Origin of the sequence: Nocardioides xinjiangensis (genome assembly GCF_017916385.1) — a bacterium.
GTDB lineage: Bacteria > Actinomycetota > Actinomycetes > Propionibacteriales > Nocardioidaceae > Nocardioides > Nocardioides xinjiangensis.
Map to the genome: position 1 here is coordinate 2,280,345 of NZ_JAFMSW010000001.1, position 25,468 is coordinate 2,305,812.

Genomic DNA, 25,468 nt, shown 5'->3' on the forward strand with positions numbered 1-25,468 from the left:
GCCACAACCTTAACCGCGACCCCGTCGGGATCCGATTCGACGGGCCTAGGGTGCAGCGCATGCAGATCACCAAGCTCGGCCACGCTTGCGTGCGGGTCCAGGGGGCCGGCGGCGTGCTCGTCATCGACCCGGGGGTGTACACCGACGCGGGCGCCCTCGACAGTGCGGACGCCGTGCTGATCACCCACGAGCACCCCGACCACGTCCATCCCGACCACCTGCGGGCGAGCGACGTGCCCGTGTGGACGATCGCGGCGGTGCAGCGTCTCCTGCGTGAGCAGGCGCCCGACGTCGCCGAGCGCGTCACGGTGGTCCGGCCCGGCGACCGGCTCGAGGTCGCCGGCACGTCGGTCGAGGTGGTCGGTGAGAAGCACGCGGTGATCCACCCCGACTACGACCGCTTCGACAACTCCGGGTACCTCCTGGAGTCCGGGGGAGCGAGCGTCTACCACCCGGGCGACGCGCTCACCCCGCCCGGGCGTGCGGTCGACGTGCTGCTCGCGCCGGTGAGCGCGCCGTGGCTCAAGGTCTCCGAGGCGGTCGACTTCGTCCGGCAGGTGGGCGCGCCGACGTCGCTCGGCATCCACGACCGCGTGTACAGCGACATCGGCGTGGCGATGGTCGCCACGCACATGGCCAACCTGCTGCCCGACTCGCAGGCGTTCGAGCTGCGGGAGCCGGGGCAGGACCTCTGACTCAGCCGGCTGCCAGCGCGTCGCGCACCGGCACGAACTTCGCCTGCGACTCGGCGAGCTCGGCCTCGGGGTCCGAGCTGGCCACGATGCCGCAGCCGGCGAAGAGGCGTACGCCGTCCTCGACCAGCATCGCCGAGCGCAGCGCGAGGCCCCACTCGCCGTCGCCCGAGGCGTCCATCCAGCCGACGGGGCCGGCGTAGCGGTCGCGCGGCATGCCCTCGATCTCCTCGATCAGCCGGGTCGCCGCCGGGGTGGGCGTGCCGCCCACGGCGGCGGACGGGTGCAGCGACTCGGCCAGCTGGAGCGAGGTCGCCACGTCGTGGACGACCCCGTTCACGTCGGTGGCCAGGTGCATCACGTTGGGCAGGTGGAGGACGAACGGCGACTCGGGCACGTTCATCGACGAGCAGTGCGGCTCGAGGGCGTCGGCGACCGAGCGCACGGCGTACTCGTGCTCCTCGAGGTCCTTCGACGACCGCGCCAGCGTGGCCGCGAGCGCGAGGTCGCGCTCGTCGTCGCCCGTACGCCGGATGGTGCCGGCCAGCACCCGTGAGGTCACCAGGCCGCGCTCGCGGCGCACGAGCATCTCCGGCGTCGCGCCGAACAGCCCGTCGACGTGGAACGTCCAGCACATCTCGTACTGCGCGGCGAGGCGCTGCAGCGGCCACCGGACGTCCAGCGGCTCGTCCGTCGTGGCGATCAGGTCGCGGGCGAGCACGACCTTCTCGAGGTCGCCGGCCGCGATGCGCCCGACCGCCTCCGCGACGACCGACATCCACTCCTCGCCGTTGCGGGCACCGTCGGAGAAGACCAGGCCGACGGGCGGCTCCGGCGCGGGCGCGGGGACGAGTGCCGGGGCCTCGACCGAGACGGTGGTCAGCCACGTGCGGTCCCCGCGGCGGCCGACGACCACCTCGGGGACGACCAGCGCGGAGTCACCGGGCTCGTCGGCGAAGGCGAAGGACCCGAAGGAGACCAGGCCGGTGCCGGGCTCGCCGACGTGGTCCTCCACGTCGGCGCGCGCGACGGTCTCGGACCACCACTTCACCGCGTCGCTGAACCGCGTCGGTCCCGAGGTGTCCAGCCGCGCGGCCACGCCCCACCCGACCAGGCCCTCACCCCGGCGCAGCCACGTCACCGGCTGCTGCTGCGGCAGCAGGTCGAGGAGCGGCAGGTCCGCGAGGTCCACCGGGACCGTGCGCACGACGAGCGGCGCGGTTGGTCCCGGGCGGGACGCGGGGGTCGTCACGAGGGGGCAGCCTACGCCGGGGCGCACAGCCCGCCGGCGGGAGATCGGCCAAACGGCGAACAGGAGAGGCGTGCGTCACCTACGTTGCCTCGAGAACCGACCCGCGCGACGTACGCGTCGCAGCCGACGCGCCCGAGGAGCCCGCCGTGCCCGTCCCCGCATCGCCCCTCGCCCGGTTGGAGCGCCACGCCCGCAACCGGGCGCTGGAGGTCGCGGTGACCGAGCCGCGGGCGGGGTCGTGGGCCTCGCTGACCTGGAACGAGCTCTACCGCCGCGTCATCGACGGGGCCGCCGGCATGATCGAGGCGGGCGTGGACCCCGGGCAGGTCGTGGTGCTCCGCATCCCGGCCGGCATCCGCCAGCTCGAGCTCGAGCTCGCCACTCGGGTCGCCGGAGCGGTGCCGCTGCTGCTGCCGGAGCACCTCGACACCGACGAGGTGGCCCGCCTCCTCGACGGGATCGGGGTGCGCCTCGTCGTCGTCGACGACGAGAGCCGCCTGGCGCTGCTGCGCCGGGCCGCCCTCTCCGACGCCCAGCTCTTCGAGTGCGACGACCGGTCGTGGGAGCGGCTGCGGGGGATGGGCCTGGAGCGGCGCAAGCGCCAGCCCGACCTGCTGACGTGGGTGGCCGGCGCGCGCGCCGGTGCCCCGTCCGGCGCCGTGCTGGGGTTGCGGCGGGACAAGGCCGAGGCCTGGCTGTTCCGGCCCGAGTCCTCCGGCACGCTGTCCGACCTCACCGGCGACGACGTCGTCCTGCTCACCGGCGAGGCCACCGACCGCCTCACCACGGTGGTCCGCGACGCCCACCTCACCGCCGGCTCCACGCTGGCGTGGATCGCCTCGCCCGACCAGCTCGAGGCAGCGCTCGCGCACGTCGCCCCCACGCACGTGCTGCTCGACCACGCAACGGCCCGCGTGCTCGAGGACCTCATCGAGCACGGCACGGTCGGCGGTGCGCCGTGGCACACCGCCCCGCGCGACGTCCTCGAGGCGATGTCGGCGCACGTGGCCGAGGCCCGGATGTCCGCGAAGGCGAGGAAGCTCGCCGCGGAGGTGTCCGCCCTCGCCCCGTGGTGGGGCGGGCGGCTCCGGCTGCTCGTGCTCGACGCGCGCGTCAACCGCACCGTCGGCGCGTTGGCGACCTCCCTGGGGTTCCGCATCGGTCGCATCGCGCACCACCCGGCGGCCCGGCTCGACCTCGCGCGCGAGCACGCCGTCGTGGCCGTGCCGGCGCCACCGGAGGTCGAGGTCGCCACCGTGTCGCTCCCGCGCCGCGGTCGCGCCGGCGACGGACTCGACGCGGCCTTCTCGCTCGCAGGTCCGGGCTGCGCTCAGGACCGGTAGACGATCACCTTGTCGCCGAGGCGGACCCGGTCGAAGAGCCAGGCGACGGCGGCGCGGTCGCGCACGTTGACGCACCCGTGCGAGGCGCCGTCGTAGCCGTTGGCGGCGAAGTCGGGGGAGTAGTGGACGGCCTGTCCGCCCGAGAAGAACATGGCGTACGGCATCGGGGTGTCGTAGAGGCTCGAGACGTGGTCGCGCGACTTGCGGAACACCGCGAACGCGCCCTCCCGTGTCGGCAGCTCGGCGGAGCCGAAGCGCACCTCGACGGTCTTGAGGACCACGCCGTCGACCACCCAGCGCAGCGACCGCGACGTCTTGTCGACGCACATCGCCCGGCCGGTGGTGCAGCGCGGGTCCAGGCGCGGCCCGCTCGGGACGAGGTTGAACAGCTCGGCCCTCGTCGGCTCCCGCGTCATCGCCCGGAGCCGGTCGAGGGTGCGCCGGTCGACCTGCCCGGTCACCGGGATCCTCCGCTTCGCCTGGAAGCCCTGGACCGCCTCGACGGTCGTCGCGTCGTAGCGTCCGCTCACCTTCGCGTCGTACCAGCGCAGCTGCCGGAGCCGGGCCTGGAGCTGCCGCACGCGCATGCCCGTGTCGCCGCGCTCGAGCAGGGGCCGGCCCGGCGTGTAGACGTTGTGCAGCGCCTCCCGGGTCGGCTCGGTCGTGCGCGAGAGGATCGCGCGCCAGGTGCGCTCGTCCACCACCCCGTCGGCGGCCCATCCGCGTCGGCGCTGGAAGGTGGCGACGCCGGCGCGCGTCTCCTGGTCGAACCGGCTGGTGACGACCTCCGAGTGCAGGCCGAGCTGGTGCAGGCGGCTCTGCAGCTCGCGCACCCGCCAGCCCGTGTCGCCGAGACGCATCGACACGTCGGCGCGCGAGGCGGGGGCGCCCATCGCCCCGGTGGCGCCGGCGGCGCCGGCGGTCGCGCCTGTCACGACGGAGCCGGCCACGGCGACCAGCAGGGCGAGCAGCGGGGCGAGCAGGAGTGCGCTGAGGCGCGGAGCAGGACGTCGTGGCATGTGGTTCCTCCCCAGGTGGCCATCGGCAGGTCGATCATAGGGACGCCTCACGACACCCCCGCGTTGCGCGTACCGGGGTCCGGACGCCTACGCTCGGCGGGTGGCCCGCGCTGACCTCGACAAGCAACCCTCCGACGTCCGCCGCATGTTCGACACCGTGGCCAAGCGGTACGACCTCACCAACGACCTGATGACGGCCGGCATCCAGCGCAGCTGGCGACGCTCCATGGTGGACGCCGTCGCGGCGCGTCCCGGCGACCTCGTGCTCGACCTCGCGGCGGGGACCGGCTGCTCGAGCGAGCCGTTCGCCGCCCACGGTGCCACCGCCGTGCCGTGCGACTTCTCGGTCGGGATGCTGCAGCAGGGGAAGAAGGACCGGCCCGGCCTGCCGTTCGTGGCCGGCGACGGCACCCGGCTGCCGTTCCTCGACGACACCTTCGACGCGGTCACGATCTCCTACGGGTTGCGCAACTTCGTCGACCCGGTGGCCGGCCTCGAGGAGATGCACCGCGTGACCCGTCCCGGCGGCCGTCTCGTGGTCTGCGAGTTCAGCCGGCCGGTGAACGCGGCGCTGCGCAAGGTCTACCTCGACGGCGTCATGCGCGCCCTGCCGGCGATCGCCTCGCTGACCGCCAGCGCGTCGGACGCCTACGTCTACCTCGCCGAGTCCATCCGCGCGTGGCCCGACCAGGAAGGCCTCGCCGCGATGATCGCGGAGGCCGGCTGGCAGCGACCGCAGTGGCGTGACCTGACCGGCGGCATCGTGGCGCTGCACCGCGCGACCGCCTGAGGCCGCCCGGAGCGGGGACGAATTAGGGCACGCGGTCTTGTCCTAAATCCGCAGGTCAGACCGCTGTCGGATCGTTGCCGAATGGTGTCCACCCCGACGTGACGCACGCCGCACCGCAGTCCTAGACTGTGGCGCGCGCCACTCGTGAAGTCATTCACAAGGTCACTTGGCTTCACCCGAACCGGGCGCAGTCCACCGGAAGGGAAGCGATGGAGCTCTACACGCCGATCCTGGCGCTGCTGGCCATCGCGACGGGGTTCGCGGTCTTCTCCGTGATCATGAGCGCCGTCGTGGGACCCAAGCGCTACAACCGCGCGAAGCTCGACTCCTACGAGTGCGGCATCGAGCCGACCCCGCAGCCCGTCGGCGGCGGCCGCTTCCCGGTGAAGTACTTCATCACGGCGATGCTCTTCATCGTCTTCGACATCGAGATCATCTTCCTCTACCCATGGGCCGTCCACTTCGACCAGATGGCGCTGTTCGGGCTGGTCGAGATGGTCCTGTTCATCGCGACTGTGTTCGTGGCGTACGCCTACGTGTGGCGCCGCGGCGGACTGGATTGGGACTGACGTCATGGGACTGGAAGAGAAGCTGCCGAGCGGCGTCCTGCTCACCACCGTCGAGGGCGTCGCCGGCTACATGCGCAAGGCGTCGTTCTGGCCGGCCACCTTCGGCCTGGCCTGCTGCGCCATCGAGATGATGACCACCGGCGCCCCGAAGTACGACCTGGCCCGGTTCGGCATGGAGGTCTTCCGTGCCAGCCCCCGCCAGGCCGACCTGATGATCGTCGCCGGCCGGGTCAGCCAGAAGATGGCCCCCGTCCTGCGCCAGATCTACGACCAGATGCCGGAGCCCAAGTGGGTGCTCGCCATGGGCGTGTGCGCGTCCTCGGGCGGCATGTTCAACAACTACGCCATCGTCCAGGGCGTCGACCACGTCGTGCCCGTCGACATGTACCTGCCCGGCTGCCCGCCGCGGCCGGAGATGCTCATCGACGCGATCCTCAAGCTGCACGACCAGGTGCAGCACACCAAGCTCGGCGCGCACCGCCGTCGGGAGATCGAGGAGCTGGAGACCAGTGCGCTGCGTGCCCTGCCCACGTCGGAGATGAAGGGCCTGCTGCGGTGAGCGGCGCGGACGAGACGCCCGAGGAGAACGTGGACGAGCGGGCGGACGAGAGGGTCGACGAGGCGGTCGCCGGCAGGGCCGAGGACGAGTCGGACGACAGGACCGACTCGAACGAGGAGGCGCGGCCCGCCGAGGAGGACAACCTCGAGGCGGCGAAGTCCGAGACGGGCACCGGCAGCGGCGTCGAGCAGGCCGCGCCCGAGCAGTCCCCGGAGAACGTCCCCGCCCCGACGGGGGAGGTGCGGGCCGTCGGTGCGCGTCACGGCATGTTCGGCGTCACCGGCACCGGCGACACCTCCGGCTACGGCGGCCTGGTCAGCGCCACGGTCTTCCCCACCCCGTCTCAGCGGCCCTACGGCGGCTGGTTCGACGAGGTCGCCGACGCGCTCGAGGCGCGGTTGCGCGCCACCGACCTGACCGCCGCGGTCGAGAGCGTCGTGGTGCACCGCGGCGAGATCACCTTTCACGTGCGCCGCGAGGACCTCCCGTTCGTCGCGCAGATGCTGCGCGACGACGAGGCGCTGCGCTTCGAGTTCTGCTCCGGCGTGAGCGGCGTGCACTACCCCGAGGACACCGGGCGGGAGCTCCACGCCGTCTACCACCTGCTCTCCATGACCCACAACCGGCGCATCCGCCTCGAGGTGACCGCGCCCGACAGCGACCCGCACGTGCCGAGCCTGGTGAGCGTCTACCCGACGCTCGACTGGCACGAGCGCGAGACCTACGACATGTTCGGCCTGGTCTTCGACGGTCATCCCGCCCTGACCCGGGTGCTCATGCCGGACGACTGGCCGGGCCACCCGCAGCGCAAGGACTACCCCCTCGGCGGCATCCCCGTGGAGTACAAGGGCGGGTCGATCCCGCCGCCCGACCAGCGGAGGTCGTACAACTGATGAGCACCGACACCAGCCGGCAGCAGGACCTCTACGCCTCGCCCGGCGACACCAGCCAGGGCCGCGTCTTCACCGTCACCGGGCAGGACTGGGACACGATCACCGAGGGCCTCGGCGAGTCCGCCGAGGAGCGGGTCGTCGTCAACATGGGCCCGCAGCATCCCTCGACCCACGGCGTGCTCCGGCTCATCCTCGAGCTCGAGGGCGAGACGGTCACCGAGGCCCGGTGCGGCATCGGCTACCTGCACACCGGCATCGAGAAGAACATGGAGTACCGCTCCTGGGTGCAGGGCGTCACCTTCTGCACGCGGATGGACTACCTCTCGCCGTTCTACAACGAGGCGACCTACGTCCTGGGCGTCGAGCGCCTGCTCGACATCGAGGACGACATCCCGGAGAAGGCGCAGGTCATGCGCGTGCTCCTGATGGAGCTCAACCGCATCTCCTCCCACCTCGTCGCCATCGCCACGGGCGGCATGGAGATCGGTGCGCTCACGGTCATGACCATCGGCTTCCGCGAGCGCGAGCTGGTGCTGGACCTGTTCGAGCTGATCACCGGCCTGCGGATGAACCACGCCTTCATCCGGCCCGGCGGGGTCGCGCAGGACCTGCCTCCCGGCGCGCTCGACGAGATCCGCGACTTCATCGCGCTGATGAAGAAGCGCCTGCCGGAGTACGCCGCCCTGTGCAACGCCAACCCGATCTTCAAGGGCCGCCTGGTGGACGTCGGCCACCTCGACCTGGCGGGCTGCATCGCGCTCGGCATCACCGGCCCCGTGCTGCGCTCGACCGGCTACGCCTGGGACCTCCGCAAGGTCCAGCCCTACTCCGGCTACGAGGACTACGACTTCGACGTCCAGACCTGGGACACCTGCGACTCCTACGGCCGCTTCCGCATCCGGCTCAACGAGATGTCGGAGTCGCTGAGGATCGTGGAGCAGTGCGCCGACCGGCTCGCGGGGCTCGAGGGCGCCCCGGTCATGATCGGCGACAAGAAGGTCGCCTGGCCCAGCCAGCTCGCCATCGGCAGCGACGGCATGGGCAACAGCCTGGACCACATCCGCCACATCATGGGCGAGTCGATGGAGGCCCTGATCCACCACTTCAAGCTGGTGACCGAGGGGTTCCGGGTCCCCGCCGGCCAGGCCTACGTGCCGGTCGAGTCGCCGCGCGGCGAGCTCGGCGCCCACGTCGTCTCCGACGGCGGCACCCGGCCCTTCCGCGCCCACTTCCGGGACCCGTCGTTCACCAACCTGCAGGCGACGAGCGTGATGAGCGAGGGCGGCATGGTCGCCGACGTCATCGTCGCCATCGCCTCCATCGACCCCGTCATGGGAGGAGTCGACCGATGAGTCTGGACCCGCAGACCCTGGCGGAGCTGCACGAGATCGCGGACCGCTACCCCGAGAAGCGCTCCGGCCTGCTGCCGATGCTCCACCTCATCCAGTCGGTGGAGGGCCGCGTCACGCCCGAGGGCATCGAGGTGTGCGCCCAGGTGCTGGGCATCAGCGCCGCGGAGGTCAACGGTGTCGCGACCTTCTACACGATGTACAAGCGCAGGCCCGTGGGCGACTACCACGTCGGCGTGTGCACCAACACGCTGTGCGCGGTGATGGGCGGCGACCTGATCTTCGAGCGGCTCAAGGAGCACCTCGACGTGGGCAACGACGAGACGACCGAGGACGGGAAGATCACCCTCGAGCACGTCGAGTGCAACGCGGCCTGCGACTACGCCCCGGTGATGATGGTCAACTGGGAGTTCATGGACAACCAGACGCCCGAGTCGGCGGTCCAGGTCGTCGACGACCTGCGCGCGGGCAGGGAGGTCCACTCCACGCGCGGCCCGCGGCTGTGCACGTGGCGCGAGGCCGAGCGCGTGCTCGCGGGGTTCCCCGACGACCGCGCCGACGAGGGCCCCGCCGCGGGCCCGGCCTCGCTGGCCGGGCTGAAGATCGCCCGCGAGAAGGGCTGGACGGCTCCGGAGGGAGAGAAGTGACCACGCTGACACCGGTCCTCACCGACAACTGGGACGCCGAGCGCGCCTGGACCCTCGCCGCCTACGAGGAGCGAGGCGGCTACGCCGCGCTGGACAAGGCGTTCGCGATGGCGCCCGACGCCGTCATCGACGTCGTCAAGGAGTCCGGCCTCCGCGGCCGCGGCGGCGCCGGCTTCCCCACCGGCATGAAGTGGGGCTTCATCCCGCAGGACAACCCGAGGCCGAAGTACCTCGTGGTCAACGCCGACGAGTCCGAGCCGGGCACCTGCAAGGACATCCCGCTGATGATGGCCAGCCCGCACACGCTGGTCGAGGGCGTCATCGTCAGCGCGTACGCCATCCGCGCCAACACCGCCTTCATCTACGTCCGCGGCGAGGTCCTCCACGTCATCCGGCGCCTGCAGCGCGCCGTGCAGGAGGCCTACCTCGCGGGTCACCTCGGCCGGAACATCCACGGCTCGGGCTACGACCTCGACCTGATCGTGCACGCCGGCGCCGGCGCCTACATCTGCGGCGAGGAGACCGCGCTGCTCGAGGGCCTCGAGGGTCGGCGCGGCCAGCCCCGCCTGCGCCCGCCGTTCCCCGCGGTCGCCGGCCTCTACGCCAGCCCGACGGTCATCAACAACGTCGAGTCCATCGCCTCGGTGCCCAGCATCATCACCAACGGTGCCGGCTGGTTCGCCGGGATGGGCACCGAGAAGTCCAACGGGTTCGGCATCTTCAGCCTGTCCGGGCACGTGCGCAACCCCGGGCAGTACGAGGCGCCGCTGGGCATCACGCTGCGCGAGCTCATCGACCTCGCGGGCGGCATGCGCGAGGGCCACGAGCTGAAGTTCTGGACGCCCGGCGGGTCGAGCACCCCGCTCCTGACCCCCGAGCACCTCGACGTCCCGCTCGACTTCGAGTCCGTGGGCGCCGCGGGGTCCATGCTCGGCACCCGCGCCCTGCAGCTGTTCGACGAGACGACCTGCGTCGTCCGCGCGGTGCTGCGGTGGACGGAGTTCTACAAGCACGAGTCGTGCGGCAAGTGCACCCCGTGCCGCGAGGGCACGTGGTGGCTCACCCAGACCCTGGCGAGGCTGGAGAAGGGGCAGGGGAGCGAGGCCGACCTCGACCTGCTGCTCGACCAGTGCGACAACATCCTGGGCCGCTCGTTCTGCGCGCTCGGCGACGGCGCGACGAGCCCGATCTCGAGCTCGATCCAGCACTTCCGCGACGAGTACCTCGCCCACCTGACCAATGGCGGCTGCCCGTTCGACCCGGCCGCCTCGACCGCCTTCGCACCCGTGGGAGCCTCGGCATGACGACCACCCCCGACCGCACCGAGGTCGAGACGGTCACGCTGACCATCGACGGCGTCCAGGTCAGCGTCCCCAAGGACACCCTGGTGATCCGCGCCGCCGAGCAGGTCGGCGTGCAGATCCCGCGCTTCTGCGACCACCCGCTGCTCGACCCGGTCGGCGCCTGCCGCCAGTGCCTCGTCGACATCCCCGACGCCGGCAACGGCCGCGGCTTCCCCAAGCCGCAGGCCTCCTGCACGCTGCCGGTCGCTGACGGCATGGTGGTCAACACGCAGGCGACCAGCGAGGTGGCCGACAAGGCGCAGCAGGGCGTCATGGAGTTCCTGCTGATCAACCACCCGCTCGACTGCCCCGTCTGCGACAAGGGCGGCGAGTGCCCCCTGCAGAACCAGGCGATGAGCAACGGCCGCGGCGAGAGCCGGTTCGCCGAGTCCGGGGGCGTGAAGCGCACGTTCCCCAAGCCGATCGCGATCTCCGCGCAGGTCCTGCTCGACCGGGAGCGCTGCGTGCTGTGCGCGAGGTGCACCCGCTTCTCCGAGCAGGTCGCCGGCGACCCCTTCATCGCCCTCGCCGAGCGGGGGGCGCTGCAGCAGGTCGCGATCTACGAGCGCGAGCCCTACCAGAGCTACTTCTCGGGCAACGCCATCCAGATCTGCCCGGTGGGGGCGCTGACGTCGGCCGACTACCGGTTCCGCTCGCGCCCGTTCGACCTGGTCTCCAACCAGAGCATCGCCGAGCACGACGCCTGCGGCGCCGCGATCCGCGTCGACCACCGGCGGGGCAAGGTCATGCGCCGCCTCGCCGGCAACGACCCCGAGGTCAACGAGGAGTGGATCAGCGACAAGGACCGCTTCGCGTTCCACTACGCCCGCCAGGACGACCGGCTGCGCTACCCGATGGTCCGCGAGGACGGCGAGCTGCGTCCCGCGTCCTGGCCGGAGGCGTTCGCCGTCGCGGCCCGCGGCTTGCGGGACGCCGGCGCCGCCGCGGTCCTCACCGGTGGTCGCGTGACCGCCGAGGACGCCTACGCCTACGCCAAGTTCGCGCGCGTCTCGCTGGGCACGAACGACGTCGACTTCCGCGCCCGCCCGCACAGCGCCGAGGAGGCCGCGTTCCTGGCCTCCCACGTCGCGCTGTCCGGCGGGGTCACCTACGCCGACCTCGAGGCCGCCCCCGTCGTGGTCCTGCTCGGCCTCGAGCCCGAGGACGAGGCCGCCACGATCTTCCTGCGGCTGCGCAAGGCCGCGAGGCGGGGTCGTACGCAGGTCGTGTCGGTCGCCCCGATGACCTCGCGCGGCCTGGCGAAGATGCAGGGTCGGCTCGTGCCCGCGGTGCCCGGCACCGAGGCCGAGGTGATCGCCACGCTCAAGGACGCCGAGCACGGCGTCACCCGGGACGCCGTCATCCTGGTCGGCGAGCGTCTCGCCCAGACGCACGGCGCGCTCTCCGCGGCCGTCGAGCTGGCCGCCACCACCGGCGCCCGGCTCGCGTGGGTGCCGCGTCGCGCCGGTGACCGCGGTGCGGTCGAGGCCGGCGCCCTGCCCAACCTGCTCCCCGGCGGCCGTCCGGTCGGCGAGGCCTCGGCCCGGGTCGACGTGGCCGCCGCCTGGGGCGCCGAGTCGCTGCCCGCGAAGGTCGGCCGCGACGGCAACGCCATCGTCGCCTCGCTGCTCAAGGGCGACCTCGGCGGCCTCGTGGTCGGGGGCGTCGACCCCGACGACACCAGCGACCCCGCGGCCTTCCGCGCGGCCCTCGCCGCCGCCGGGTTCGTGGTCAGCCTCGAGCTCCGCGAGACCGACGTGACCAGGCTCGCCGACGTCGTCCTGCCCGTCGCCCCGGTCACCGACAAGGCCGGCACCTTCGTGACGTGGGACGCCCGGGCGCGCTCGTTCGACGCGGTCTTCACCAACCCGTCCTCGCTGCCCGACCTGCGCCTCCTGGCCGGCATCTCCGAGGAGCTGGCCCGGCTGGGGCAGGGCCGTCCGCTCGGCTTCCGCACCGTTGCCGAGGTCCGCGCCGAGATGCGGTCGCTGGGCCCGTGGGACGGTGCCCGCCCGGCGCTCGACGCCGGCAAGCCGCCGCGCCCGGCGAAGGCGCCGCGCAAGGGCGAGACCCCCTTCGCCCTGGCCACGTGGAAGCAGCTCGTCGACCTCGGGTCGCTGCAGGACGGCGAGGTGCACCTCCGCGCCACCGCGCGCACCCCGGTCGCCGCCCTCAGCGCGGCGTCGTACGAGTCGGTGTTCGGCATGCTCGACGCCGAGGCCGGCGCCCCGCTCGTCACCGTCACCGGCGACCGCGGCAGCGTCACGCTGCCGGCCGTGGTGGCCGACCTCCCCGACGGAGTCGTCTGGCTCCCGGCCCGGTCCTTCGGACGCGGGGTCCTCGCCGAGCTCGCCTCGCCGGGCAGCGCGGTCACCCTGCGGCAGGCCCCCGCAGCCCTCGACAACGCGCACCAGGCAGTGAAGGGAGCCACCGCATGATGAGCCTCGCCCCCCGGGCGGCCGACCTCCCCGACCCGGGACTGGCCGCCTTCGGCCAGGACCCCTGGTGGGTGATCCTGCTCAAGGCCGTCTTCATCTTCGTGATCCTGGTGCTGCTGACGCTGTTCAACATCTGGTTCGAGCGCCGGGTCGTGGCCCGGATGCAGCACCGCGTCGGCCCCAACGTCCACGGTCCGTTCGGGCTCCTGCAGTCGCTGGCCGACGGCGTGAAGCTCGCGCTGAAGGAGGACATCATCCCGAAGTCGGCCGACAAGGTCGTCTTCCTGCTGGCGCCGGTCATCGCGGTCGTGCCGGCGTTCGTGACATGGGCGGTCATCCCGCTCGGCCCGGAGGTCAACTTCTTCGGCCACACCACGCCCCTCCAGCTGACCGACATGCCGGTCGCCGTGCTCTTCATGCTCGCGATCGCCTCGATCGGCATCTACGGCATCGTCCTCGGCGGCTGGTCCTCCGGCTCGACGTACTCCCTGCTCGGCGGGCTGCGCTCGAGCGCCCAGATGATCTCCTACGAGGTCGCGATGGGCCTCGCGCTCGTCGCGGTGTTCCTCTACGCCGGCTCGATGTCGACCTCGGAGATCGTCGCGGCGCAGGACCGCCTCTGGTTCGGCCTGATCCTGCTGCCGTCGTTCGTCATCTACGTGATCTCGATGGTCGGCGAGACCAACCGGGCGCCGTTCGACCTCCCGGAGGCCGAGGGCGAGCTGGTGGGCGGCTTCCACACCGAGTACTCCAGCCTGAAGTTCGCCCTGTTCTTCCTCGCCGAGTACATCAACCTCGCGACCGTGTCGGCGATCGCCACCACGCTGTTCCTCGGCGGCTGGGCCGCCCCGTGGGGCATCGAGAACGTGTGGGAGGGCGCCAACAGCGGCTACTGGCCCCTGCTGTGGTTCTTCGGCAAGGTCTTCTGCTTCATCTTCCTGTTCGTCTGGCTGCGCGGCTCGCTGCCGCGCATGCGCTACGACCAGTTCATGGCGCTCGGGTGGAAGGTGCTCATCCCGGTCTCGCTGGCCTGGATCGTGGCCGTCGCCACCATCCGGGTCATCTCGCTCGAGGGCAACATCAACCGCACCTACCTGGTCGCGGCGATCGCCGTCCTGCTCGTCCTCACCGTCGCGCTGATGTTCGTGGGGGAGAAGGACAGGGCCGAGGGCGAGGCCGGCGGCGCGAGCGCCACCGGGTCGAGCGAGGAGCCGCACGACGCCTTCGCCGGCGGCTTCCCCGTCCCGCCGATGCCGGCGGGAGGTGCCGTGCGCGGCGCCGCCGCGCCGCTGACCTTCGCCACGGGCCGCACCACCGTCACCGCAGCAGCGGAGGAGAGCCATGAGTGAGTCCGCCCAGTCCGCCCGATCCGGCCAGTCCGGCCAGGGGTCCAAGGGCGTCAAGGAGAGCCTCTGGGACCCGATCGCCGGGTTCGGCGTCACCTTCCGGACGATGTTCAAGAAGGTCGTCACCGAGCAGTACCCGTTCGAGAAGCTGCCGACGGCGCCCCGCTTCCACGGCCGGCACCAGCTCAACCGCTGGCCGGACGGGCTGGAGAAGTGCGTGGGGTGCGAGCTGTGCGCCTGGGCCTGCCCGGCGGACGCGATCTACGTCGAGGGCGCCGACAACGTCGACCTGCCCGACGGGTCGGGGCGCTTCAGCCCCGGTGAGCGCTACGGCCGCGTCTACCAGATCAACTACCTGCGCTGCATCCTGTGCGGGCTGTGCATCGAGGCCTGCCCGACGCGCGCGCTGACGATGACCAACGAGTACGAGCTGGCCGACGACAACCGAGCGGACCTCATCTACGAGAAGTCCGACCTGCTGGCGCCGCTGCTGCCCGGCATGGAGGAGCCGCCGCACCCGATGCGCCTGGGTGACGACGAGAGCGACTACTACAGGGGGACCACGCGATGACGTTCTGGCTCCTCGCTCCGCTCATGGTGGCGGCCGCGCTGGGCATCCTGTTCGTCCGCAAGGCCGTGCACGCTGCGCTGCTGCTGGCCGTGGTGATGATCAGCCTGGCGTTCCTCTACGCCGTGATGGACGCGCCGTTCCTCTTCGCGGTGCAGATCATCGTCTACACCGGCGCGATCCTCATGCTGTTCCTCTTCGTGATGATGCTGATCGGCGTCGACGCCGCCGACTCCGTGGTGGAGACGATCCGCGGCCAGCGGGCGACGGCGGTCGTCCTCGGCCTGCTCTTCGGCTCCGTGCTGGTGATCGGCATCAGCCAGGTCACCTTCGGCACGGTGGTCGGTCTCGACGAGGCCAACGCCGGCGGCAACGTGCCGGCCATCGCCAACATCCTGTTCTCCCGCTACGTCTTCGCCTTCGAGGCCACCAGTGCCCTGCTGATCACCGCCGCGCTCGGCGCCATGGTGCTCGCCCACCGCGAGCGGCTCACCCCGAGGGCGACGCAGGCCGACCTGGCCGCGCGACGCATCCGGGACTACGCGGAGCATGGCTTGCACCCCGGACCGCTGCCCTCACCCGGTGTCTACGCGCGGCACAACGCGGTCGACACCCCGGCCCTGCTGCCCGACGGCACCGCCGCCGAGTCGTCGGTCTCCCGGGTGCTCGCCGCCCGCGGCACCGTCCGGTCCGCCCCGGCGCTGGCCGACGACATCGACGACGTACGCCGCCAGCTCGCCGGCGAGGGGCACAGCGACCCGTCGACGATGCCCGAGACCTCGGGCAAGGCGGGCACCCCGGCGAACACCGAGGAGGACGTCAAGTGACCGAGTACATCGTGCTCTCGGCGATCCTCTTCACGATCGGCTGCGTGGGCGTGCTCGTCCGCCGCAACGCCATCGTGGTGTTCATGTGCGTGGAGCTGATGCTCAACGCCTGCAACCTGGCGTTCGTCGCCTTCGCCCGCCAGCACGGCAACCTCGACGGGCAGATCACCGCGTTCTTCGTGATGGTCGTGGCCGCCGCCGAGGTCGTGATCGGGCTCGCGATCATCATGACCATCTTCCGCACGCGACGCTCGGCCTCGGTCGACGACGCCAGCCTGCTGAAGTACTGAGGGAGCGCTCGTGAACCTGTTGTCCCACTCAGTCCTGCTCGCAGGACTTCCGATGGCGGAGGGCGCCCACGCACCGGTGGTCGCTCCCGACACCGGTGCCGGCGGGGTGTTCGACTTCCTCTGGCTGGTCATCGCGCTGCCGTTGCTCGGCGCCGTCCTGCTGCTGGCCGTCGCGCCGTTCCTGCCGGGGTCGGCGAGGGCCGCGGTCGACAAGCACGGCCACCTGCTCGGCACGGCCACCGCGGTCGCGTCGTTCGTGCTGAGCCTCGTGCTGTTCCTCTCGCTGCTCGGCCGTGACGCCGAGGAGCGACAGGTGGGCCAGCACCTGTGGACGTGGTTCGAAACCGGCTCGCTGGAGGTCGGCATGGACCTCCTCTACGACCAGCTGGCCGCGCTCTTCCTCCTGCTGATCACCGGCGTGGGGTCGCTGATCCACGTCTACGCGATCGGCTACATGGCCCACGACCCGCGCCGCCGCCGGTTCTTCGGCTACCTCAACCTCTTCGTCGCGGCGATGCTGACGCTGATCCTCTCCGCGAACTTCGTCGGCCTGTTCCTCGGCTGGGAGGGCGTCGGCCTGGCGTCGTACCTCCTCATCGGGTTCTGGCAGCACAAGCCCTCGGCGGCCGCCGCCGCCAAGAAGGCGTTCGTGATCAACCGCGTCGGCGACATCGGCCTCTCGCTCGCGATCGCGCTCATGTTCGCCACGTTCGGCACCACCGACTTCGGCGACGTCAGCGCCCACACGGGCGAGGCGTCGCAGGGCACGCTGACCGCGCTGGGGCTCCTGCTCCTGCTCGGTGCCTGCGGCAAGTCGGCCCAGGTGCCGCTGCAGGCGTGGCTGCTCGACGCGATGGAGGGCCCCACCCCGGTGTCGGCCCTGATCCACGCGGCGACCATGGTCACCGCCGGTGTCTACCTCGTGGTCCGCTCGAACTTCATCTTCGAGCTCGCCCCGGTCGCGCAGACCGCCGTCGTGGTCGTCGCCACCGTCACGCTCCTGTGGGGCGCGATCCTGGGCTGCGCCAAGGACGACATCAAGAAGGCGCTCGCCGGGTCGACGATGAGCCAGATCGGCTACATGATGCTGGCCGCGGGGCTCGGCCCCGTCGGCTACCCGTTCGCGATCTTCCACCTGCTCACGCACGGCTTCTTCAAGGCCAACATGTTCCTCGGCGCCGGCTCGGTGATGCACGGCATGGACGACGACGTCGACATGCGCCACTACGGCGCGCTCAACAAGGCCATGCCGGTCACCTTCCTGACCTTCGCGATGGGCTACCTCGCGATCATCGGGTTCCCCGGCTTCTCCGGCTTCTGGTCGAAGGACAAGATCATCGAGTCCGCGCTCGCGGAGAACCTCCTCGTCGGCGTCCTCGCGGTCCTCGGTGCCGGTATCACCGCCTTCTACATGACCCGCCTGATGCTGCTCACGTTCTTCACGAGCCGGCGCTGGGAGGAGGGCGTTCACCCGCACGAGTCGCCCCGCGTGATGACCGTGCCGCTGGTCGTGCTCGCCGCGCTCTCGGTGCTCGGCGGCGTCCTGCTGCTCGGCGACTGGATCGTCACCTGGCTCGAGCCGGTCACCGGCCACGCCGAGCACCACGAGCCCCCGCTGCCCGCGATCGCGATCACGCTCCTCATCACCGCCGTCGTCGCGCTCGGCGTCGCCGCCGCCTGGTTCCTCGTCGGGCGGCGCGAGGTGCCGCGCGAGGCCCCGCGCGAGGTGTCCTTCGCGACGAGGGCGGCCCGCGCCGACCTCTACGGGGACGCCATCAACGACGCCCTGGTCGTGCGTCCCGGTGCGGGGCTGGTCGGCGGGTTGACGCTGTTCGACCGGGTCGGCGTCGACGGTGCGGTCGAGGGCGGCTCCGCCGCCGTCGGTGGCCTGTCGAGCACGATGCGCCGCGTCCAGAACGGCTTCGTCCGCTCCTACGCCCTGTCCCTCCTCGGTGGCGCCCTGCTGGTCGTCCTCGCTCTCCTGGCGGTGAACCTCGGATGATCCTGACCCTCCTCATCCTCCTGCCGCTCGTCGGTGCGCTCGTCACGGCCGTCGTGCCGGGTGCGCTGGCCCGGCTGGTCGGCCTCGGCTTCGCCGTGGCGACCCTCGTCACCGGCGTCGTCGCGGCCACGCAGTACGACGTGGGCGGCGGCATGCAGCTCACCGAGACCCGCACGTGGATCGAGTCCCTGGGCGTGCACTACGCGCTGGGCGTCGACGGCCTCGGCCTGCTGATGGTCCTGCTCACGGTCGTGCTCGTGCCGATCGTGCTCCTCGCGGGCTGGCGCGAGGCCGACGCCGAGGGCAACAGCGGCGCCCGGGCGTTCTTCGCCTGGACGCTGGCGCTGGAGTCGCTGTCGCTGGCGGTCTTCACCGCCACCGACGTGCTGCTGTTCTACGTCGTGTTCGAGGCCACGCTCATCCCCGCCTACTTCCTGATCGGCGGCTTCGGCCGTGCCGGGCGCGGCCGGGCAGCGACCAAGTTCCTCATCTACCAGCTCGCCGGCGGGCTGATCATGCTCGCCTCGGTCATCGGGCTCTACGTCGTCTCGGCCGACGCCGGCCAGCCGAGCTTCCTGATCAGCGACCTCGCCGCCATCGACATCGACGAGACCACGCAGCGCTGGCTCTTCGTCGGATTCTTCATCGCCTTCGCGATCAAGGCGCCGATGTTCCCGGTCCACACGTGGCTCGCCGACACCACCGAGAAGGCGACCACCGGCACGTCGGTGCTGCTCGTCTGCATCCTCGACAAGATCGGCACCTTCGGCATGCTGCGGTTCTGCCTCGGGCTGCTGCCCGACGCCTCGCAGTGGGCGACCCCCGTGGTGGTGGCGCTCGCGCTGGTCTCGATCATCTACGGCGCGCTCGTCGCGATCGGCCAGGACGACGTGCTGCGCCTGATCGGGCTCACGTCGCTGTCGCACTTCGGCTTCATCGTGCTCGGCATCTTCGTGTTCAGCTCGACCGGCGGCGCCGGGGCGATCCTCTACATGGTCAACCACGGCATCGCCACCGCGCTGATGTTCCTGGTGGCCGGGTTCCTCATCCGCCGCACCGGCACGGCGTCCATCCGCGAGATGGGCGGCGTCGAGAGGACGGCCCCGGTGCTGGCCGGGATCTTCCTGGTCGCCGGCCTCGCTGCCTGCGGCCTGCCCGGCCTGTCGCCGTTCGTCTCCGAGATGCTCGTCATCGTCGCCGCGTTCGACCACCACTGGGTGGTCGGCTCGGTCGCGGTGCTCGCGATCGTGCTGGCGGCGTTCTACGCGCTCTGGATGTACCAGCGCACCATGACCGGCCCCGGCCGGGTCGACGCGGTGCCCGTCGCCGACCTCGACCGGCGTGAGGTGGGCGTCCTCGCACCGCTGGTGCTCGCGCTGGTGCTGTTCGGCTTCTACCCGATGCCGCTGCTCGACGTCATCAATCCCGTCGTCCACGACACCCTCGCAGGCGTGGGCGTCAGCCAGGAGGGTGGTCAGCCGTGACCGAGTTCGTGAAGCCCACCGTCGAGTACTTCGAGCTGTGGCCGCTGCTGGTGGTCTTCGGCGTCGCCTGCCTCGGCGTCGTCGTGGAGGCCTTCCTCCCGCGCAGGGCGCGCTACACCGCCCAGGTCGTGCTCGCGCTCGGCGGCCTCGTCCTCGCGCTCGTCGGCGTGGTGCTGGTGGCCCAGGACGTGCCGACCCACGACGACGGTGCCGCGCGGGGCGTGCTCGCGGTCGGCGGCACGATCGCCGTCGACGGGCCCAGCCTGTTCATCTGGGGGCTGGTCCTCGCGCTGGCGATCGCCGGGGTGCTGCTGTTCGCGGAGCGTCACCTCGACGGCGGCGTCTCCGCCTTCGCCGGCCAGGCCGCCGCGGTGCCCGGGACCGACGCGGAGACCGCGGCCATCGCGGCCCACCGCGAGCACACCGAGGTCTACCCCCTGATGATGTTCGCGGTCTTCGGGATGATGCTGTTCCCGGCCGCCAACGACCTGCTGACGATGTTCGTCGGCCTCGAGGTGCTCTCCCTGCCGCTCTACCTGCTCAGCGGGCTGGCGCGCCGTCGCCGCCTGCTCAGCCAGGAGGCCGCGCTGAAGTACTTCCTGCTCGGCGCCTTCTCCTCCGGGTTCTTCCTCTACGGCGCCGCCCTGCTCTACGGCTTCGCCGGGTCGATGGACTTCGCCGCGATCAACGAGGCCGTGCGCAACGACGTCGGCAGCTCGAGCCTGCTGCTCATCGGCACCGGCCTGCTGTCGGTGGGCCTGCTGTTCAAGGTGGGTGCCGTGCCGTTCCAGGCGTGGACGCCCGACGTCTACCAGGGTGCCCCGACCCCGGTCACCGCCTTCATGGCCGCCGGCACCAAGGTCGCCGCATTCGGCGCCATCATGCGCCTGTTCTACGTCGCCCTCGGTGCCGACCGGTGGTCGTGGCAGCCGATGCTGTGGATCATCGCCGTGCTCTCCATGTTCGTGGGGGCGGCCCTGGCCATCACCCAGCGCGACATCAAGCGTCTGCTGGCCTACTCCTCGATCGCCCACACCGGGTTCATCCTCACCGGCGTCGTCGGCCTCCAGGCCACCGACCAGCTCGCGACCGGCGAGATCACCTCGGTGCAGGCCGTGCTGTTCTACCTCGCGACCTACGGCTTCGCGACGATCGGCGCGTTCGCGGTGGTCAGCCTCGTGCGCGACGGCGGCGGCGAGACCACGGCGATCGACCGCTGGGCCGGGCTCGGCAAGGAGTCGCCGGTGGTGGCGGCGGTCTTCGCGTTCTTCCTGCTGGCGATGGCGGGGATCCCGCTCACGGCCGGCTTCGTGGGCAAGCTCGCGGTGTTCTCCGTCGCGCTGGCCGCCGGGGCGTGGCCCGTGGTGGTCGCCGCCGTGCTGGCGAGCATCGTCGCCGCGTTCCTCTACGTCCGGGTCATCAAGGTCATGTACTTCGACCAGCCCGTCGGCGACGGTCCCAGCGTGGCGTACCCGTCGGTGCTGACCGCGACGACCATCGCGGTGGGTGCCGCCGTCACCCTCGTCCTCGGCGTCCTGCCGGGGCCGGTGCTCGACCTCGCGGCAGTTGCGGGAGAATTCATCAGGTGACCGACTCGCCCCTCGCGCTCCCCGTCGTCGACGCCGCTCTCGAGCAGCGGCTCGTCGGTCGGCTGGCGCGCATCGAGGAGCTGCTCGAGGGCCACTGCCGGGCGCGTGCGCGGTTCGTCTCCGAGGCCGCCGCCCACCTGATGATGGCGGGCGGCAAGCGGTTCCGGCCGCTGCTGGTGCTGCTGGCGGCGGAGACCGGCCCGAACCCCGACGCCGAGGCGGTGGACACGGCCGCCTGCGTCGTCGAGCTCACCCACGTCGCCTCGCTCTACCACGACGACGTGATGGACGAGGCCGCCCTGCGGCGCGGCGCCCGCACGGCCAACGCCCGGTGGGACAACAACGTCGCGATCCTCACCGGCGACTTCCTCTTCGGCCGCTCCTCCGAGCTGACCGCCGAGCTGGGCCCGGACGCCGTGCTGATCCAGGCGCGCACCTTCACCCGCCTCGTCGAGGGCCAGATCATGGAGACCGTCCCGCCCGGTCCGGGCGAGGACCCGCTGGCGCACTACCTCGACGTCGTCGCCGGCAAGACCGGCTCCCTGATCGCCACGTCGGCGCGCTACGGCGCGATGTTCAGCGGCGCGCGGGCCGAGGTCGTCGAGGCGCTGAGCTCCTACGGCGAGATCGTCGGCTCGGCCTTCCAGCTCACCGACGACATCCTCGACATCGCCTCGGAGTCCGACACCTCCGGCAAGACCCCGGGCACCGACCTGCGTGAGGGCGTGCCCACCCTCCCGGTCCTCATGGCGCAGGCCTCCACCGACCCCGCCGACGCCCGGCTGCTGTCGCTGCTCGGCCGCCCGCTCACCGACGACGCCGAGCACGCCGAGGCGCTCGCGCTGATGCGCGCGCACCCGGCGATGGTCCAGGCCCGCGACCACGTCCTGGCGGAGGCCGCCCGGGCGAAGAAGCTCCTCGAGGTCCTCGACCCCGGACCCGTGCGCACCGCCCTGGAGTCCTTCGCCGACATCGTGGCGACGCGGACCTCCTAGAGCGGCGCGCCCTGCGTCACCCGCCGATGAGCGAGGTGACCGACCGGGTCTCGCCGTCGCGTGCGACCGTGAGCTTCACGCCGTCGGCGTTGTCGAGGAAGTCACGGGCCGCCTGGAGGTCGAGACCGGTGCGCTCGGCGATCGCGGTGTCGGGCACCGAGACGACCGCCTGGCCGAAGCCGGAGGCGTCGTTGTCGCTCATCCCGGGCTGTGCCTCCTGCCACAGCTCGCGGATGGTCTCGTAGACGTCGTCGGTCGTGGTCTCCAGGTCGCTGGTCATGCGCGACCTGTACCCAAGCGCGGCCTGGTTCAGACTGCGACACACCCCCTTCCGGGTGCACCCCGTGCCCCTCCGATCACTTACGGTTCAGCTTCCGTCCCACCGTGAGAAACCCGAGGGCTGCATGTCCCGTCTGCTGCGTTCCCTGTCCGTGCTCATCGCCGTCGTGCTCGCACTCGCGGGCCTCCAGGCGCTCACCCTGTCCGGCTCCGCCTCCCCACCAGACGGCTACTGGACCGCCACCGACGCACGCCCCGGCGGTGACCGGGGCGCCATCGAGCGGCGCGTCGAGCCCAGGCGCTACGCCGCCTTCACGCTCGACCGGACCGGGATCCGGGCGGTCCTGGACCGGGCCCCCGGCGAGGACGCCGCCCGCGACGCCGACGGCGCAGGCGCGGTCGTCGCCGTCCCGGCGCCCACCGGCGAGCTGATCGACTTCCGCGTGCACGAGGTCGCGGTGATGGAGGCCGGGCTGGCGGCGCGTCACCCCGAGCTGAAGACGTACGCCGGACGTGCGGTCGGGGACCCGACGGCGACGATCCGGCTCGACCTCACGCCGATGGGCTTCCACGCCTCGGTGCGCGGCTCCGGTGACCGCTCCGCGTGGTACGTCGACCCGGCGTGGAACGGCGACGACAGCCTCTACCTCTCCTACCGCCACGGCGACCTGCCCCAGACCGACCGCGGCCTGGTCGAGCCCGAGATCGACCTCGACGAGCTCGACGCGCACGACCACGGCGACGACGAGCACGGCCGGCAGGCGGGCACGAACCTGGCCGAGGCCCCGGGCGCGGAGGTGTCGCTGCGGACCTACCGCCTCGCGCTGGTCACCGACCCGTCGTACGCCACCTACTTCGGCACCGAGAACGTCCTCGCCGAGAAGGTGACCCTGATGAACCGGGTCAACCAGATCTACAACGACGACCTCGCGATCCGGATGCTGCTGATCGACGAGACCGAGAAGCTCAACCTCGACACCGCCGCGAAGGCGACGGAGCCCAACGGCCCGTGTGGCTCGCAGCCGTGCTTCACCGTCGCGCAGTTCGAAGCCGGCTGCACCGGCACCCTGCTCAATCGCAACCGCATCGTGCTCGGCCAGCTCGTCGGCGCCTCCGCGTACGACGTCGGCCACATCGCGCTCGGCGTCAACGGCGGCGGTGTCGCCGGCCTCGGCGTGATCGGCGGCGACGGCAAGGCCCGCGGCTGCACCGGCCTCCCGACGCCCGAGGGTGACTACTTCGCGGTCGACTACGTCGCCCACGAGATCGGCCACCAGTTCGGCGGTCCGCACACGTTCAACGGCACGCAGTTCAACTGTGGCGGCAACCGCGGCGGCTCGCCGTACGAGCCGGGCTCCGGCAGCTCGATCATGGCGTACGCCGGCATCTGCCAGCAGGACAACCTCCAGCCGCACAGCGACCCGTACTTCTCGCAGCGCAGCATCACCGACATCAGCAACACCGTCACCGCCACGCGCGCACCGAACAACGAGGTCCAGAACGTCTCGCTGCGTGGCTTCGACACCGACGGCGAGTCGTTCGTCCTCTCGTTCAACGGGCAGGAGACGGCCCCGATCGTCCGCGGCACCAACTACAACGTGGCCGGCATCGACCTCGCCATCGAGGCCGTGACCGGAATCGGCACCGTGGAGGTGCGCAGCTTCGGCGGCACCAGCACCACGACGCTCGACGACACCGGCTTCGAGGTGCGCTTCACCGGAGCGCCGTACGCCGGCACCGACGTGGGCCAGCTGGGCTTCACCCCGCGCTCCGGCGACGTCACCGGCTTCGTCGGCGAGACCGCTCAGGGCGGTCCGCAGGAGAACGGCGGCTACACGGTCACCCCGTCGGGCAACCGCGCTCCCGTGGTCACCGCTCCGGAGGACAAGGCGATCCCCTACCGCACGCCCTTCGCCCTGACCGGTGAGGCGACCGACCCGGACGGCGACGCGCTGGTCCACATCTGGGAGCAGAACGACCGAGGTGGCGCCGCCGGCACCGCGCTGGGCGACCAGGTCAAGCGGGACGGCCCGCTGTTCCGGATCTTCGGCACCTACGCGCCGGTGACCCCGGCGGGGGCGCTGCAGATCGACTCGCCCGGCGAGAACCACGCCACGGGCAACCCGACGCGGGTCTTCCCCGACATGGCGCAGATCCTCGAGAACAACACCAACGCCAACAACGGGGTCTGCCCGCCGATGCCGCCGGCGCCGCCGAGCGGTGGGGCGACCAACGTGCCGGTGCCGGTGATCGAGTGCTTCGCCGAGTGGCTGCCGACGGCCGACTACGTGGGCGCACCCGCCGCTCCCCAGTTCGGGTTCCCGGGCAACAACGAACCGTCGCTCAACTTCCGGTTCACCGCTCGTGACCTGGCTCCCGAGGGTGGCGGCTACTCCTACGACGACGTCAAGCTCACGCTCGCCAAGACCCCCGGCGCCGACGGTGTGGCTGGCACGGCGGACGACGTGCCCATCGGGCCGTTCCGCGTGACGTCGAAGGCCGCGACCACGGCCGCCGCCGTGGCCGGACGCACGGAGACGATCTACTGGACGAACAACACCGCGGCGCTCTCGCCCAACGTGAGGATCAGCCTGTCGCTCGACGGCGGTCGAACCTTCCCGAGGGTCCTGGCGGAGAGCACGCCGAACGACGGCAACGCCCAGGTGACCTGGCCGGACGTGGAGACCACGACGGCGCGGATCAAGATCGAGGCGGTCGAGAACTACTTCTTCGACGTGAACGACGCCGACATCACGATCATCGACAAGTCCGGGTCCGACCCGGTCCCGCCGACCACCACCCCGACCCCGACGCCCACCACGCCGACCACGCCGCCGGCGGACAAGGTGGCGCCCAGGATCGCGACCAAGGTGGTGAAGCCGCTCGAGGTCGGCACCCGGGCGAAGCTGCGGGTGACGGTGCGGGCCAAGGGCGTCGTCCCGTCCGGCACGGTGAGGATCCGTCTGCGGGGCGCCGGCGAGAAGGAGTCCTGGACGAAGACCCTCACGGTCCGCGGCCGGACGCGCGTCACGCTGCCGGCGTTCGCACGCACCGGCAAGGTCCGGGTCGTCGTCCGGTACCTCGGAGACGACGCGGTGCGGGCGGGTCGCAAGACCATCAGGTTCGCGGTGGTGGATCGCAGCACCGTGCGATGACGTGAACCCTTGCGAGGGGCCGCCGTTCCGAGGAACGGC

General features: G+C 71.7%; 22 protein-coding genes. 19 read left to right on the forward strand and 3 right to left on the reverse strand.

Features of this window, described 5'->3' with window-relative positions:
- The first annotated feature begins 59 nt into the window (after positions 1-59).
- Positions 60-695 carry an MBL fold metallo-hydrolase gene (locus J3P32_RS10760; RefSeq protein WP_210439756.1) on the forward strand — a complete coding sequence of 212 codons (636 nt, stop codon included), beginning with the start codon at positions 60-62 and terminating at the stop codon, positions 693-695.
- A 1-nt stretch (position 696) separates the two neighbouring features.
- On the opposite strand, the gene J3P32_RS10765 is transcribed toward J3P32_RS10760, so the two are convergent.
- The gene (locus J3P32_RS10765; protein ID WP_210439757.1) at positions 697-1,944 is read right to left on the reverse strand and encodes an isochorismate synthase; all 1,248 of its coding nucleotides are present in this window, start codon (positions 1,942-1,944) and stop codon (positions 697-699) included.
- 146 nt (positions 1,945-2,090) lie between these two features.
- Here J3P32_RS10765 and J3P32_RS10770 point away from each other — a divergent pair, with 146 nt between their 5' ends.
- On the forward strand, positions 2,091-3,287 hold the full coding sequence (locus tag J3P32_RS10770; RefSeq protein ID WP_210439758.1) for an AMP-binding protein: 1,197 nt from the start codon (positions 2,091-2,093) through the stop codon (positions 3,285-3,287).
- Here J3P32_RS10770 and J3P32_RS10775 read toward each other — a convergent pair.
- Positions 3,275-4,306, reverse strand: coding sequence for a L,D-transpeptidase family protein (locus tag J3P32_RS10775; protein ID WP_210439759.1), 1,032 nt, complete (start codon positions 4,304-4,306; stop codon positions 3,275-3,277). The two genes, J3P32_RS10770 and J3P32_RS10775, sit on opposite strands and share 13 nt — an antisense overlap.
- A 100-nt stretch (positions 4,307-4,406) precedes the next feature.
- Between J3P32_RS10775 and J3P32_RS10780 the strand changes: the two genes are divergently transcribed.
- The 16 genes from J3P32_RS10780 to J3P32_RS10855 all read left to right on the forward strand — a co-directional run bounded on the left by J3P32_RS10780 (position 4,407) and on the right by J3P32_RS10855 (position 21,995).
- Entirely contained in the window at positions 4,407-5,096 is a 690-nt protein-coding gene (locus J3P32_RS10780) for a demethylmenaquinone methyltransferase (RefSeq protein WP_210439760.1), read from the forward strand.
- Positions 5,097-5,305: 209 nt separating this feature from the next.
- A complete protein-coding gene (locus J3P32_RS10785) occupies positions 5,306-5,665 on the forward strand; it encodes an NADH-quinone oxidoreductase subunit A (protein WP_210439761.1) in 360 nt (119 codons plus the stop codon).
- Between the two features lie 4 nt (positions 5,666-5,669).
- Positions 5,670-6,224 (forward strand): NuoB/complex I 20 kDa subunit family protein, encoded by a 555-nt coding sequence (locus J3P32_RS10790; protein ID WP_210439762.1) that lies wholly within the window; start codon positions 5,670-5,672, stop codon positions 6,222-6,224.
- A gap of 29 nt (positions 6,225-6,253) precedes the next feature.
- The gene (locus tag J3P32_RS10795) at positions 6,254-7,117 is read left to right on the forward strand and encodes an NADH-quinone oxidoreductase subunit C (RefSeq protein WP_210440756.1); all 864 of its coding nucleotides are present in this window, start codon (positions 6,254-6,256) and stop codon (positions 7,115-7,117) included.
- Positions 7,117-8,469: an NADH-quinone oxidoreductase subunit D gene (locus J3P32_RS10800; RefSeq protein ID WP_210439763.1), complete on the forward strand. Its 1,353-nt coding sequence runs from the start codon at positions 7,117-7,119 to the stop codon at positions 8,467-8,469. Before J3P32_RS10795 ends, J3P32_RS10800 begins: the two co-directional genes overlap by 1 nt.
- The gene (nuoE, locus tag J3P32_RS10805) at positions 8,466-9,113 is read left to right on the forward strand and encodes an NADH-quinone oxidoreductase subunit NuoE (protein WP_210439764.1); all 648 of its coding nucleotides are present in this window, start codon (positions 8,466-8,468) and stop codon (positions 9,111-9,113) included. Before J3P32_RS10800 ends, nuoE begins: the two co-directional genes overlap by 4 nt.
- Complete coding sequence (gene nuoF, locus J3P32_RS10810; RefSeq protein WP_210439765.1) at positions 9,110-10,417, forward strand: NADH-quinone oxidoreductase subunit NuoF; 1,308 nt, start codon at positions 9,110-9,112, stop codon at positions 10,415-10,417. Before nuoE ends, nuoF begins: the two co-directional genes overlap by 4 nt.
- Positions 10,414-12,894, forward strand: coding sequence for an NADH-quinone oxidoreductase subunit G (locus J3P32_RS10815; RefSeq protein WP_210439766.1), 2,481 nt, complete (start codon positions 10,414-10,416; stop codon positions 12,892-12,894). The genes nuoF and J3P32_RS10815 overlap by 4 nt, the downstream gene beginning before the upstream one ends.
- Entirely contained in the window at positions 12,894-14,243 is a 1,350-nt protein-coding gene (gene nuoH, locus J3P32_RS10820; protein ID WP_210440757.1) for an NADH-quinone oxidoreductase subunit NuoH, read from the forward strand. The genes J3P32_RS10815 and nuoH overlap by 1 nt, the downstream gene beginning before the upstream one ends.
- Complete coding sequence (nuoI, locus tag J3P32_RS10825) at positions 14,236-14,811, forward strand: NADH-quinone oxidoreductase subunit NuoI (protein WP_210439767.1); 576 nt, start codon at positions 14,236-14,238, stop codon at positions 14,809-14,811. Before nuoH ends, nuoI begins: the two co-directional genes overlap by 8 nt.
- The gene (locus J3P32_RS10830; protein WP_210439768.1) at positions 14,808-15,635 is read left to right on the forward strand and encodes an NADH-quinone oxidoreductase subunit J; all 828 of its coding nucleotides are present in this window, start codon (positions 14,808-14,810) and stop codon (positions 15,633-15,635) included. Before nuoI ends, J3P32_RS10830 begins: the two co-directional genes overlap by 4 nt.
- Positions 15,632-15,925 carry an NADH-quinone oxidoreductase subunit NuoK gene (gene nuoK, locus J3P32_RS10835; RefSeq protein ID WP_210439769.1) on the forward strand — a complete coding sequence of 98 codons (294 nt, stop codon included), beginning with the start codon at positions 15,632-15,634 and terminating at the stop codon, positions 15,923-15,925. Before J3P32_RS10830 ends, nuoK begins: the two co-directional genes overlap by 4 nt.
- A 52-nt stretch (positions 15,926-15,977) precedes the next feature.
- The gene (gene nuoL, locus J3P32_RS10840) at positions 15,978-17,927 is read left to right on the forward strand and encodes an NADH-quinone oxidoreductase subunit L (protein WP_210439770.1); all 1,950 of its coding nucleotides are present in this window, start codon (positions 15,978-15,980) and stop codon (positions 17,925-17,927) included.
- Positions 17,924-19,411, forward strand: coding sequence for an NADH-quinone oxidoreductase subunit M (locus J3P32_RS10845; protein ID WP_210439771.1), 1,488 nt, complete (start codon positions 17,924-17,926; stop codon positions 19,409-19,411). The genes nuoL and J3P32_RS10845 overlap by 4 nt, the downstream gene beginning before the upstream one ends.
- Positions 19,408-21,000: an NADH-quinone oxidoreductase subunit NuoN gene (gene nuoN, locus J3P32_RS10850; RefSeq protein WP_210439772.1), complete on the forward strand. Its 1,593-nt coding sequence runs from the start codon at positions 19,408-19,410 to the stop codon at positions 20,998-21,000. Before J3P32_RS10845 ends, nuoN begins: the two co-directional genes overlap by 4 nt.
- The gene (locus J3P32_RS10855) at positions 20,997-21,995 is read left to right on the forward strand and encodes a polyprenyl synthetase family protein (RefSeq protein WP_210439773.1); all 999 of its coding nucleotides are present in this window, start codon (positions 20,997-20,999) and stop codon (positions 21,993-21,995) included. Before nuoN ends, J3P32_RS10855 begins: the two co-directional genes overlap by 4 nt.
- A 16-nt stretch (positions 21,996-22,011) precedes the next feature.
- Here J3P32_RS10855 and J3P32_RS10860 read toward each other — a convergent pair whose 3' ends face one another.
- Positions 22,012-22,275: a hypothetical protein gene (locus tag J3P32_RS10860; protein ID WP_210439774.1), complete on the reverse strand. Its 264-nt coding sequence runs from the start codon at positions 22,273-22,275 to the stop codon at positions 22,012-22,014.
- A gap of 124 nt (positions 22,276-22,399) precedes the next feature.
- Between J3P32_RS10860 and J3P32_RS10865 the strand changes: the two genes are divergently transcribed.
- Positions 22,400-25,429: a M12 family metallo-peptidase gene (locus J3P32_RS10865; protein ID WP_210439775.1), complete on the forward strand. Its 3,030-nt coding sequence runs from the start codon at positions 22,400-22,402 to the stop codon at positions 25,427-25,429.
- Positions 25,430-25,468 lie beyond the last annotated feature (39 nt).

What these genes read in the sequence shown, in the direction of transcription:
- J3P32_RS10760 (WP_210439756.1), top strand. Translation starts at nt 60, where the DNA reads ATGCAGATCACCAAGCTCGGCCACGCTTGCGTGCGGGTCCAGGGGGCC.
- J3P32_RS10775 (WP_210439759.1), bottom strand. Translation starts at nt 4,306, where the DNA reads ATGCCACGACGTCCTGCTCCGCGCCTCAGCGCACTCCTGCTCGCCCCG.
- J3P32_RS10785 (WP_210439761.1), top strand. Translation starts at nt 5,306, where the DNA reads ATGGAGCTCTACACGCCGATCCTGGCGCTGCTGGCCATCGCGACGGGG.
- J3P32_RS10790 (WP_210439762.1), top strand. Translation starts at nt 5,670, where the DNA reads ATGGGACTGGAAGAGAAGCTGCCGAGCGGCGTCCTGCTCACCACCGTC.
- J3P32_RS10800 (WP_210439763.1), top strand. Translation starts at nt 7,117, where the DNA reads ATGAGCACCGACACCAGCCGGCAGCAGGACCTCTACGCCTCGCCCGGC.
- nuoE (WP_210439764.1), top strand. Translation starts at nt 8,466, where the DNA reads ATGAGTCTGGACCCGCAGACCCTGGCGGAGCTGCACGAGATCGCGGAC.
- J3P32_RS10815 (WP_210439766.1), top strand. Translation starts at nt 10,414, where the DNA reads ATGACGACCACCCCCGACCGCACCGAGGTCGAGACGGTCACGCTGACC.
- nuoH (WP_210440757.1), top strand. Translation starts at nt 12,894, where the DNA reads ATGAGCCTCGCCCCCCGGGCGGCCGACCTCCCCGACCCGGGACTGGCC.
- nuoI (WP_210439767.1), top strand. Translation starts at nt 14,236, where the DNA reads ATGAGTGAGTCCGCCCAGTCCGCCCGATCCGGCCAGTCCGGCCAGGGG.
- J3P32_RS10830 (WP_210439768.1), top strand. Translation starts at nt 14,808, where the DNA reads ATGACGTTCTGGCTCCTCGCTCCGCTCATGGTGGCGGCCGCGCTGGGC.
- nuoL (WP_210439770.1), top strand. Translation starts at nt 15,978, where the DNA reads ATGGCGGAGGGCGCCCACGCACCGGTGGTCGCTCCCGACACCGGTGCC.
- J3P32_RS10845 (WP_210439771.1), top strand. Translation starts at nt 17,924, where the DNA reads ATGATCCTGACCCTCCTCATCCTCCTGCCGCTCGTCGGTGCGCTCGTC.
- J3P32_RS10860 (WP_210439774.1), bottom strand. Translation starts at nt 22,275, where the DNA reads ATGACCAGCGACCTGGAGACCACGACCGACGACGTCTACGAGACCATC.
- J3P32_RS10865 (WP_210439775.1), top strand. Translation starts at nt 22,400, where the DNA reads ATGTCCCGTCTGCTGCGTTCCCTGTCCGTGCTCATCGCCGTCGTGCTC.